Genomic DNA, 10,142 nt, shown 5'->3' with positions numbered 1-10,142 from the left:
GCGTAGCCGTATTCGCCGAGCTTGTCGACGATCGCCTTCGTCGTCTGTTGCAGCTTCTCGGCCGAGAAGCGGTCGCCCGCCTTCACCTTCACGAGCTTCTGCAGTTCCGCCTCGCGGTCGAGCAGGTTGCCGCCGAGCTTAATGCCGGACACCGTGTACGGCTGGCCTTCGTGCAGCGTGACCGTCAGGTACATGTCCTTCCGGTCCGGTGAGATCGACACCTGCGTCGACTCGAAGCTGAATTCCAGATAGCCGCGGTTCAGATAGTATGAGCGTACCGCGTCGAGGTCGCCCGTGAGCTTTTCCTTCGAGTACAGGTCGTTCTTCGTGTACCAGGAGAACCAGTTCGGCGTCGACAGCTGCATTTCGTCGCGCAGCGTGCTCGTGCTGAACGCCTTGTTGCCGATGAAGTTGATCTGGCGGATCTTCGCGCTCGGGCCTTCGGCGACCGCGAACAGGATCGACACGCGATTCGCGTCGACCGGCGTGACCGTCGTCGTGACCTCCGCCGCATAGTAGCCGCGCGTCAGGTACTGGCGCTTCAGCTCCTGTTCGGCTTTATCGACGAGCGCCTTGTCGTAGTAGCGACCCTCGGCGAGACCGACCGCGTGCAGCGCCTTGTTCAGATTGTCCTTGTCGAACTCCTTGGTGCCGGTAAAGTCGACCGACGCGATCGCCGGACGCTCCTGCACCTGCACGATCACGACGCTGCCCTGCGTCGCGATGCGCACGTCGTTGAAGAAGCCCGTCGCATACAGTGCGCGAATCGCTTCGGATGCCTTGTCGTCGGTGAACGTGTCGCCCTGCTTGATCGGCAGATACGCGAATACGGAGCTCGCTTCGACGCGCTGCAAGCCTTCGATCTTGATGTCCTTCACGACGAACGGCGTGGTGACGGCGAGCGCGGGTGCGCTCGCGACACACAGGCTGGCCAGAAGAATCTTGCGGACGCCGCGCGCCGCTGACAGGGGGGATTTCATGCAGGCCGGCGAATCATGCCGCGGCTGCGTCGGCGAATGGTTGGATCTGCATCGACTTCATCCGGATAAGCGAACCGCGAGCATAGGCGCGCAGGGGCGCCGTCGCGTTACTTACGGATTACCGACTTTTTCTTTCGATGCGGGCACGCATGGGTGAGAGGCCCGTCATGCGGGCCGCACGCGCGTTTTCGCCGCGCGATGCGCGGGCATTACCGTGCGTTAATTCCCGAAGAATCGAGGTTTGGCGCGCTGCCCGGGCGGGCGCGCGCCGCTTCGTTCACGTCAGCACTCGACGATATTCACCGCCAGCCCGCCGCGCGACGTTTCCTTGTATTTGGTCTTCATGTCCGCGCCGGTCTCGCGCATCGTCTTGATCACCGAATCGAGCGACACGTAATGCGAGCCGTCGCCGCGCAGCGCCATGCGCGCGGCGTTTACCGCCTTCACCGACGCCATCGCGTTGCGCTCGATGCACGGAATCTGCACCATCCCGCCGACCGGATCGCAGGTCAGCCCGAGGTTGTGCTCCATGCCGATCTCCGCCGCGTTCTCCACCTGCTTCGGCGTGCCGCCGAGCACCGCCGCGAGCGCGCCCGCCGCCATCGAGCACGCGACGCCGACCTCGCCCTGGCAGCCCACCTCGGCACCCGAGATCGACGCGTTCAGCTTGTACAGAATCCCGATCGCCGCGGCCGTCATCAGGAAGTCGATCACGCCCTGTTCGTTCGCGCCCGGCGTGAAGCGCGTGTAGTAGTGCAGCACCGCCGGGATGATCCCCGCCGCGCCGTTCGTCGGCGCGGTGACCACGCGCCCGCCCGCCGCGTTCTCCTCGTTGACCGCGATCGCGTACAGATTGATCCAGTCGACCATCGACAGCGGATCCTGCAGCGCGCGCTCCGGATGGTCCGTCAGCGTGCGGTACAGCTGCGGCGCGCGGCGCTTGACCTGGAACGGGCCGGGGAGCGTGCCGTCGGCGTCCGGGTTGCCGATGCCGCAGCCGCGCGCGACGCACGACTGCATCACGCCCCAGATCTTCAGCAGGCCGTCGCGCGTTTCGTCCTCGGTATGCCAGACGCGCTCGTTCTCCCACATCAGCTGCGCGATCGACTTGCCGGTCTGCTCGGTCAGCGCGAGCAACTCGGCGCCGGAGCGGAACGGATGCGCCATCTGCTCGGCCGCGCCGAGCACCTTCGTGTTCGGCGCGCCGGCGGTGACGACGAAGCCGCCGCCGACGGACAGATAGGTGGTTTCGCGCAGCACGGCGCCGCTCGCGTCGGTCGCGCGCAGCTTCATCCCGTTCGGATGCTCGGGCAGTGCCTGACGGTAGAACGCGATGTGCTCCTTCAGCACGAACGGGACCGGATGGGTGCCGAGCAGCGCGAGCGTTTTCGTTTGACGCACGGCGTCGAGGCGCTCGGCGATCGTGTCGGGATCGACGGTGTCGGGGGCGTCGCCGAGCAGGCCGAGCATCACGCCGCGGTCGGTGCCGTGGCCCTTGCCGGTCGCGCCGAGCGAGCCGTAGAGCTCGACCTTCACGGCGGCGGTGGCGGCGAGCAGGCCGTCGCGCTCGAGGCCCTGCACGAACATCAGCGCGGCGCGCATCGGCCCCACCGTGTGCGAGCTGGACGGGCCGATGCCGATCTTGAAGAGGTCGAATACGCTGACTGCCATGTCGGGTTCCTGTTTCGGTGAGGTAAAGACGCCGCCGGGCGGACGCGGGCGCAGCCGCGTCGGCGCGGTTCGCCGATCATCGATGATTCCCGGACAGAAACATCCAGGCAAAACATTTTTTTTTAAGGCTATGACTTTTTTGTTGCGCGATGCGCGCGCCGAGGCCGACGTTCAGGCCCCCGCGATACGCGGGCCGGGTAGCTCATCGTGGAATCGCGTCGTGCGGGAGGGGAGGAGAAGCGGCCGATACACTCTATCACGGCCGGCATCGCGGCGTTGTCCGCTTCAGGTGCCCGCCGGCCCCGAGGCTCGCCGGCCCCGAGGCCCGCTGGCCCCGCGGCCCGTCAGCCCCGGCTCCGCTAGTCCTGGCCCCGCCAGTCCCGGCCAGTCCCGGCCAGTCCCGGCCAGTCCCGGCCAGTCCATCACGCCGCGTCGGCCTCGCCGATCCACGCCGACACGCCCGCCGGCTCCAGCGACACCGTGCACGCGTGTTGCTCGGGCAGACGCGCCTGCCCGATCGCGACGTCGAAGTGAATGCCGTCGACGTTCACGCGCGCGAAGCGCTCGCCGTCGCGCAGTTCGACCGAATCGACGCTTGCCGCGAATGAGCGCGGCCCCGGTTCGAATCGAATCGCGCCGGACGCGACGCTCCACATCACATGCCGGCCGACTTCGATCGACCGGTCGCGGGTTTCGATCAGCGGCCCGCCGTGCACCTCGATCAACCCGGGCGCGCGAACCACGCCGCTCCCGACGTTGCGCAGCCCCAGCAATTCCGCGACCCGCGTGCTCGCCGGCCGCTCGAACACCCGCTCGATCGATCCCGCCTGAAGCACGCGTCCCTGATCGATGACGAGCACTTCGTCGGCGAGCAGCGCCGCTTCGTCCGGGTCGTGCGTGACGATGACCGTCACCGCGGCGATCTCGCGTTGAAGCGCGCGCAGCGAACGCTGCAGGCGACGGCGGCGCGGCGTGTCGAGTGCCGAGAACGGCTCGTCGAACAGCAGCAGGTGACTGTGGCGCGTCAGCGCGCGCGCGACCGCGACGCGCTGGCGCTGACCGAACGACAACTGGTGCGGCAGCCGGTTCAGCAGCGTCGACAGGCCGAGATGGTCGACCCAGTAACGCGCGCTCGCCGCATCGGCATCGACCGGGAACGCGAGCTGCCGGGCGACGGTCATGTGCGGAAACAGCCCGTAGTCCTGCGGCGTATAGCCGATCTGCCGCTGCTCGGGCGGCAACGCGCCGAGGTCGCGCCGACCGAGCATCACCGTGCCCGCTTCGTTGTGCTCGAGCCCGGCGATCAGCCGCAGCGCGAGCGATTTGCCGGAGCCGGACGGCCCGATGATCGCGAGCCGCCGCGTGGACGGCGCCCATTCGACGTCGAGACTGAACGAGCCGAGGCGTTTCGTCAGCCGCAGCGCGAGACGCGCGCTCGGCTCGGCGGCGGCCGCCGTGGCCACCGCCGCCGGCGACGTCGCCAGCGGCGGGTCGTCGCCGTTGTCGCCGCTGTCGGCGTGCGTCGGCGCCGCCTCGTATCGCGCGCCGCGACTGTACACCGACAGCATCGCGCAGACGATCGCGATCGCGAGCGTCGGCAGCAGCAACGGCATCATCGACGGCAGCCCCTGCCCGCCGAAGACGACATACGTATACACGGGCAGCGAATACGGGTGATAGGCGACCATCACCGTCGCGCCGAACTCGCCGAACGCGCGCAGCCACGCGAGCGCGAGGCCCGCGCGGATCGAGGGCCACGCGGCGGGCAGCGCGACCCGGAAGAAGCGATTCCCCGCATGGTGCCCGAGCGTCGCGGCGACGTCCTCGAACACCGGATCGACCGACGCGAACGCCGAGCGCGCGGCGACGATCAGAAACGGCGCGGCGACGAACGTTTCGGCGAGCACGATGCCCGCGAACGAATCGGTGAGCGCGCCGCCCGTCACGTGGCCGATTCCGCTGTACGGTCCGACCAGAAACAGCAGCAGCACGCCGCTCGTCAGCGGCGGCAGCGCGAGCGGCAACTGCACGACGAAGCCGAGCAGCGCCATCGCGCGCGACGACGAACGCGCGAGGCAGTAGCCGAGCGGCACGCCGCCGAGCAGAATCAGCAGCGCCGCGACGCTCGCGCTGCCCGCCGAGACCGCGACGGCCGACCACGTCGCGCGCCAGTCGACGCTCGACCAGTCCGCCTGCCCGATCTGCGGAATGCTCGCGACGAACGGCGCGCACAGATAGACGGCGAGCAGTGCCGCGAGCGCGACGAGCGGCCGCGCCGCCGTTCGCTTCATTGCGCGGCGTCGATCACGGCCTGCAGCGACGACGGCACGGCCTGCGGGTTGCCGACGACCGTCGGCCGGACGACGTCGATGCCGTGCGCGGCGAGCAGCGCGCGGCCCTTCGCGCTCAGCAGGAACTCGACGAACTTCGCCGCGCCGGCGGAATTCGGCGCATCCGACAGAATGGTCAGCGTATAGCGCGCCTTCGCCTGCAATTCGGGCGCCGGCTGCACGGCGGGAATCTTCAGGTCGGACGTTTCCGTCGAATAGAAGAAACCGGCGTCGAGCTGGCCCGACTGCAGGCGGCCGACCAGCGTCTCCTCGGGCAGCACCTGAGCGGGATTCTCTGCCGCGCCGAGCGTCTTCTCGACGAGATCCGGCTGATGATAGAGTTCGGCGGCCTTCTTCATCATCTCGACGGTGAACGCGCCTTTCGGATCGAGCTTCGGGTCCGTCCGGCCGATGCGGATGCCTGGCTCCTGCAGCACCTGATCCCAGCGTTTCGACTTGAACTCAGCGGCAAAACGGCTTTGCGGGTTATAGCCGATCAGCAGCGGCGATTCCGCGAAATTCACGTACCACGTCACGTGATCGCCGTTGGCCGCGCCCTCGAGGCTGTCGTTGACTTTCGGGCTCGCGCTGACGAACACGTCGCCGCGCCGCAGCTTGCCTCTGATCTCGTTCGCGATCTTGTTCGATCCGCCCGCGTAGCCGCGAAAATGCAGGCCCGTCTCCTTCTCGAACGCGGGGCCGACGCTGCGCTCCATCAGGTTGACGAGCGAGCCCGCATAGAGCACGTCGACGGTCCCTTCGTCGGCCAGCGCCGCGCGGGATGCGAGCGTGCCGGCGAGCCCGGCCAGCATCATGCCGCAGATGAACAGCTTGCGCATCATGTCCTTCCTCATAGCGTTATAGAGACCGATATATTACGGCCCCTTCGGCGTGTTCTGCTGCTTGCGGTGGGTTTTTCCCGATGCGCGGGATAGCGGTCCGCGATCGTCGCGCGTGCGCATTGGAAGTAAACTGGGCGGCGTACCGTCAATCCCGAATCCGCTGCGCATCCGGCAGCGGCATCTTGTATGGAGATCAACATGCGAACCAGCGCCCGCAACCATTTCGTCGGCCAGATCAGCGCGGTCAAGGCCGGCGCCGTCAATGACGAAGTCACGCTTCGCACGCAGGACGGACTCGACGTCGTCGCCGTCATCACGCATGGCAGCGCGGCGTCGCTGGGCCTCGCGGCCGGCTCCGCGGCGTTCGCGCTCGTGAAGGCGTCGTCGGTCGTCGTGATGGTCGACGTCGACAGCAGCAAGATTTCGGCGCGCAACTGCGTCGCCGGCACCGTGGCCTCGGTCACGAAGGGCGCGGTCAACGCGGAAGTCGCGATCGCCGCGCCGGGCGGCACGCAGATCGTCGCGATCGTGACCAACGACAGCGCCGATCGCCTCGGGCTCGCGGCCGGCAAGGCCGCGACGGCCATCTTCAAGGCGTCGAGCGTGATCGTCGGCATCGAGTGACGCCACCGCCGGATGCCGCGCACGCGCACACGCGCGAGCAGCGACGCAGGGCGCTGCTCGCGGGCGCGGACGATGCCGATTCACTCGATGCGAATCTGTTCGCCGCGCTGATCGCCGCGCGCGACGGTGGCCGCGAGCTTGCATGGCTCGGCCTGTCGCGCGCGCAACTGGACGCGTTGTGCGCCCGGCACTTTCCACGGCTGCCGCTTTCGGCGATCGCCGCGGGGCCGATCGTGATCGCGATCGAGGATCCGGCCCATGCGAATTTCGTGGCGGCATTGCGCGCGTTGCTGCAGCGTGATGTCGGCGGCACGGTTCAGCGCGACGACGCCGAATGCGTGGCGTCGATCGTCGCGCATGCGTGCCTGCGTCCCGATCACCTGTGGCGCGACCTGGGGCTGCGCGGACGCGACGACGTCACGGCGATGCTGACGCGCTATTTCCCGGCGCTCGTCGCGCGCAACGTCGAGTCCCTGCGCTGGAAGAAATTTCTCGCGCGGGAACTGGCCCGGTCGCTGGGTGTGCCGCCCGGCCCCGCGCCGGGGTGTCCCGGTTGCGAAGACTACGCGTTCTGCTTTCCGCCGGCACGGTAGGGAACGACCGCGCGTGAAGTGCGTTCGTGTATTCTCTCGCGCATGGTCCGATCCTCCACTCCCCCAGTCCAGCCGGTGTTCGACGAACCTCAGGTGAGCTTCCGCATGCGGATTCGCAGAGGGGAGACGGTTGCGCTCGGCCCGGGCAAGGTTTCGCTGCTCGAGGCGGTGCGCGAGCACGGCTCCATTTCGGCGGCCGCGCGCAGCCTCGGGATGTCGTACCGCCGCGCGTGGATGCTGATCGACGAACTGAACCGTTCGCTGAAATCGCCGGCGACCGTGTCGGAGCAAGGGGGCGTCAGCGGCGGCGGCTGCACGCTGACGCCGGTCGGCGACGACATCATCCGGCTGTATCGCGCGATCGAGGATCGGGCGGCGGCGGCCTGCGCGGATCAGATCACGGCCCTCACCGACCTGATGCAGCGTTGACGGACGTCGCGCTATCCGTGCCGCAGACAAAACGCGGAAGGGCGGCCGCAGGGCTGCGACTGCGCCGGTTCGCCGGGTTCGCCCGATTCGCGCGACATCAATAGCACGAAGCTCGCGACGCTCGCCGATCGGAGCGGATGGTAGGCGATCCGATGGCGCTCGCACACGCGCTTGAGCGTGTTCATCGAATCGTGATCGACGCAGTCGACCGGGAACACGACCATGTCGGCGCCCGGAATCAGCGCGGCCAGCTTGCCTTTACGATCCTCGATGCCGCCGTCGTGCACGGTCAGCCATCCGCCGGCGGATTCGACGAGCCGCTTGATCGCCGCATTCGACCCGGGGCGGCCGCCGACGTACACGATCCGTTTGCCGTGAACCTGCTCGAGCGCATGCGGCGAATCGTCCGGTTCGGCGAGCGAGCGCAGCACGGCCCGTTCGATCGCTTGCGCTTCGTGCTTCATCGTGTCGATCGTGTCCCGTGCGTCGTCGAGCCGTTCCAGCAGTGCCCGCGTGCGCGCCTGCTCCTCCTTCAGACGTTCCTCCGCGGCGGCGCGGCGGCCTGCGTTCAGCGCGATGGCGGCGTCGCGCTCGCCGATCGCGGCGCGTAGCCGGGCCAGTTCCGCGGACAGATCCTCTTGAGCCGGATCGGCGCGCCGGTTCGCGGCCGCGCTCAGCGACTCGATCGTCGCGCGCAGCGCGCGCACTTCCTCGTCGCGCTCGAGCGCGAACGTTTGCAGCCGGCTTTGCTGGCGCTCGATCTTGCCTTTCAGCGCCGCGTTTTCGTCTTCGAGCGCGACCAGGCGTCGAATGTCCGCGCGGTTGGCGGCGCCCACCAGATGCGACAGCATGTGGACGTCGCCGAACGCGATCTGACGCATCTCCTGTGTGCTTGCCGGATGCGTCATCACCGCCCAGTACGCGGGCGGGACGTCGCCGGTCTTGAGCGCGTCGGCCCAGAGCGCGCGCAGCGCGGCGATGCCCTTCGCCGAGCCGAAGCGCTTGATCGCCAGCGCATAGCGCTGATCGAGCGCCTTGTGCAGCGCTTTCGCGCCGTCGCCGCCCTGCGTGGCGAGTTCGACCGCCGCGTGATGGATCTGCAGGTCGGAGGCGTGCGTGCGGTCGAGGTTCGTGTAGCGCGGCACGAGCTTGCGCAGCTCGGCCGTCGTCAGGCACGTGCCGATCACCGAGCAGTGGATGTGCGTATCGAGTTCCGCGAGGCGCGTGCGGCGGGGCGCGGCGGCGCGGGCGAGCGGCGGCGCCGGTTCGCAGCAGCGGTCGTGGAACGGGCGCTGCCGCGGCGAATCGGGTTGCGCGGATGCGAGTCGCGCCAGTCTAAACGGGGGCGTGTCCATCGGAAGCCTCTTGCCATGTCGATTCGGGCCGGGACCGGATGCCGCAGCATCCGGCAGCGCCTTTTCAGTCACGTAATATACCGCAGAATATAGCGATTGCCGCGCAAGCGCGTGGCTTCGGCCCGCGTTGAAGGGGAGGGGCGTATCGGGGTTTTCGTGAGGTTGTCGTTTGCCTGAGTCTGGTGGCAGACGACCATCACGTTTACGTCGAACAGCTAAGCGATGGGTCGTGCGAAGCTCCAAATTGCCGCGTTCAGTCGGACGCGGCCATTCAGAACGGAGCTAAAAATGACACAAATCAAAGAAAACCACGCGACCGAATCGCACTCGCATCTGTGCGCCACGATGGCGCCGGCGATGAACCCGGGCGGGCCGCTCCCCGGACGCCAGGTCGGGCGGTTGCCGTTTACGGTCAGGGTCGTGGCCGACGAGGACGCGCTCCAGCGTGCCCTTCGTATGCGCAAGGCCGCCTATCAGCGCCACGTGCCCGATTTCGCCAGCACGATGGATCAGCCGGAGTCCTACGATAGCGATCCCGATGCGCTGATCCTGCTCGCCGAATCGAAGCTCGACGGCAGCCCGGTCGGGACGTTGAGGTTGCAGGCCAACCGTTTCCGGCCGTTATCCCTGGAGCAATCGGTGGATTTGCCGGCGTGGGTGTCGGGGCGGCTGATCGGTGCGACGCGTCTTGGCGTCGAGGCGGGCGAGCCGGGCCGGATGGTACGGCTCGCGCTCTTCAAGGCGGGTTATCTGTACTGTATGCGCGAGCGGATCGACTGGCTGGTCCTCGCGGCGCGCTCGCCGCTCGACCGGATCTATGCGGGATTGCGGTTCTGTGACGTATTCGGCGAGAAAGAGTTCATGCCGCTCGCACACGCACAGAACATCCCGCACCGGATCATGGCGTTCCATCCCGGCACCGCGGAAGCGCTTTGGCGCGGCGCGCAACACCCGTTGTACACGTTCATGGCGCTGACCTATCACCCGGATATCGATCTGAGTGCCGCGCCGGCGCTGAACTGGGCGGTGCGTGTGCCGGCGACGCTCGAGCGGCGCGTCGTCACGGCGCGGCGCGAAGCCGATCTGGCGGTGTGACCGATGTGCGGTGGCGGACCGGCGTGCTGGCCGGTCCGCGCGCGATGTGGCGCGGGCGGACGCCGCATGCGATGACGATATTCGCAATCCGCTGCCGGACCGTACAATGGCGCGTACGTGTCACATGAGGGTTGTCAGGGGGACAGCCCGCAAACGGTTCACCGCACCGATTTTGCATCCGCCTCGGCCCTTCGTCGCCGCACGGCCGCAAATCGTCGTTTTC

General features: G+C 68.0%; 9 protein-coding genes. 4 read left to right on the top strand and 5 right to left on the bottom strand.

Annotated features, from left to right (window positions below):
• From bamA to HZI36_RS24055, 4 genes are all read right to left on the bottom strand, one after another.
• The coding region (gene bamA, locus HZI36_RS24070; RefSeq protein WP_246327205.1) for an outer membrane protein assembly factor BamA at positions 1–980 on the bottom strand (980 nt) is incomplete at its 3' end.
• Positions 981–1,262: 282 nt separating this feature from the next.
• A complete protein-coding gene (locus tag HZI36_RS24065; RefSeq protein ID WP_179405179.1) occupies positions 1,263–2,651 on the bottom strand; it encodes an L-serine ammonia-lyase in 1,389 nt (462 codons plus the stop codon).
• A 422-nt stretch (positions 2,652–3,073) separates the two neighbouring features.
• Positions 3,074–4,942: an ABC transporter ATP-binding protein/permease gene (locus HZI36_RS24060; RefSeq protein WP_179405178.1), complete on the bottom strand. Its 1,869-nt coding sequence runs from the start codon at positions 4,940–4,942 to the stop codon at positions 3,074–3,076.
• Complete coding sequence (locus tag HZI36_RS24055) at positions 4,939–5,823, bottom strand: extracellular solute-binding protein (protein ID WP_179405177.1); 885 nt, start codon at positions 5,821–5,823, stop codon at positions 4,939–4,941. Before HZI36_RS24055 ends, HZI36_RS24060 begins: the two co-directional genes overlap by 4 nt.
• 198 nt (positions 5,824–6,021) lie before the next feature.
• Here HZI36_RS24055 and HZI36_RS24050 point away from each other — a divergent pair, with 198 nt between their 5' ends.
• From HZI36_RS24050 to HZI36_RS24040, 3 genes are all read left to right on the top strand, one after another.
• On the top strand, positions 6,022–6,447 hold the full coding sequence (locus tag HZI36_RS24050) for a TOBE domain-containing protein (protein WP_179405176.1): 426 nt from the start codon (positions 6,022–6,024) through the stop codon (positions 6,445–6,447).
• Positions 6,444–7,040, top strand: a complete 597-nt coding sequence (locus tag HZI36_RS24045; protein ID WP_179405175.1) for a nitrogen fixation protein NifQ — start codon at positions 6,444–6,446, stop codon at positions 7,038–7,040. The genes HZI36_RS24050 and HZI36_RS24045 overlap by 4 nt, the downstream gene beginning before the upstream one ends.
• Positions 7,041–7,145: 105 nt before the next feature.
• Positions 7,146–7,469, top strand: coding sequence for a winged helix-turn-helix domain-containing protein (locus HZI36_RS24040; protein ID WP_179405174.1), 324 nt, complete (start codon positions 7,146–7,148; stop codon positions 7,467–7,469).
• Between the two features lie 11 nt (positions 7,470–7,480).
• On the opposite strand, the gene HZI36_RS24035 is transcribed toward HZI36_RS24040, so the two are convergent.
• A complete protein-coding gene (locus tag HZI36_RS24035) occupies positions 7,481–8,824 on the bottom strand; it encodes a DUF2325 domain-containing protein (protein WP_179405173.1) in 1,344 nt (447 codons plus the stop codon).
• 222 nt (positions 8,825–9,046) lie between these two features.
• On the opposite strand from HZI36_RS24035, the gene HZI36_RS24030 reads away from it, so the two are divergent.
• A complete protein-coding gene (locus HZI36_RS24030) occupies positions 9,047–9,919 on the top strand; it encodes an N-acyl amino acid synthase FeeM domain-containing protein (protein WP_179405172.1) in 873 nt (290 codons plus the stop codon).
• Positions 9,920–10,142 lie beyond the last annotated feature (223 nt).

Source organism: Burkholderia guangdongensis (assembly GCF_013403875.1).
Taxonomy (GTDB): Bacteria; Pseudomonadota; Gammaproteobacteria; order Burkholderiales; family Burkholderiaceae; genus Burkholderia; species Burkholderia guangdongensis.
Note: the sequence above shows the minus strand (reverse complement) of the source record. Positions and strands in the feature narration are given on the sequence as shown.

Coding starts and splice junctions, on each gene's coding strand:
- HZI36_RS24065 (WP_179405179.1), bottom strand. CDS start 2,651: ATGGCAGTCAGCGTATTCGACCTCTTCAAGATCGGCATCGGCCCGTCC.
- HZI36_RS24060 (WP_179405178.1), bottom strand. CDS start 4,942: ATGAAGCGAACGGCGGCGCGGCCGCTCGTCGCGCTCGCGGCACTGCTC.
- HZI36_RS24055 (WP_179405177.1), bottom strand. CDS start 5,823: ATGATGCGCAAGCTGTTCATCTGCGGCATGATGCTGGCCGGGCTCGCC.
- HZI36_RS24050 (WP_179405176.1), top strand. CDS start 6,022: ATGCGAACCAGCGCCCGCAACCATTTCGTCGGCCAGATCAGCGCGGTC.
- HZI36_RS24040 (WP_179405174.1), top strand. CDS start 7,146: ATGCGGATTCGCAGAGGGGAGACGGTTGCGCTCGGCCCGGGCAAGGTT.
- HZI36_RS24035 (WP_179405173.1), bottom strand. CDS start 8,824: ATGGACACGCCCCCGTTTAGACTGGCGCGACTCGCATCCGCGCAACCC.
- HZI36_RS24030 (WP_179405172.1), top strand. CDS start 9,047: ATGGGTCGTGCGAAGCTCCAAATTGCCGCGTTCAGTCGGACGCGGCCA.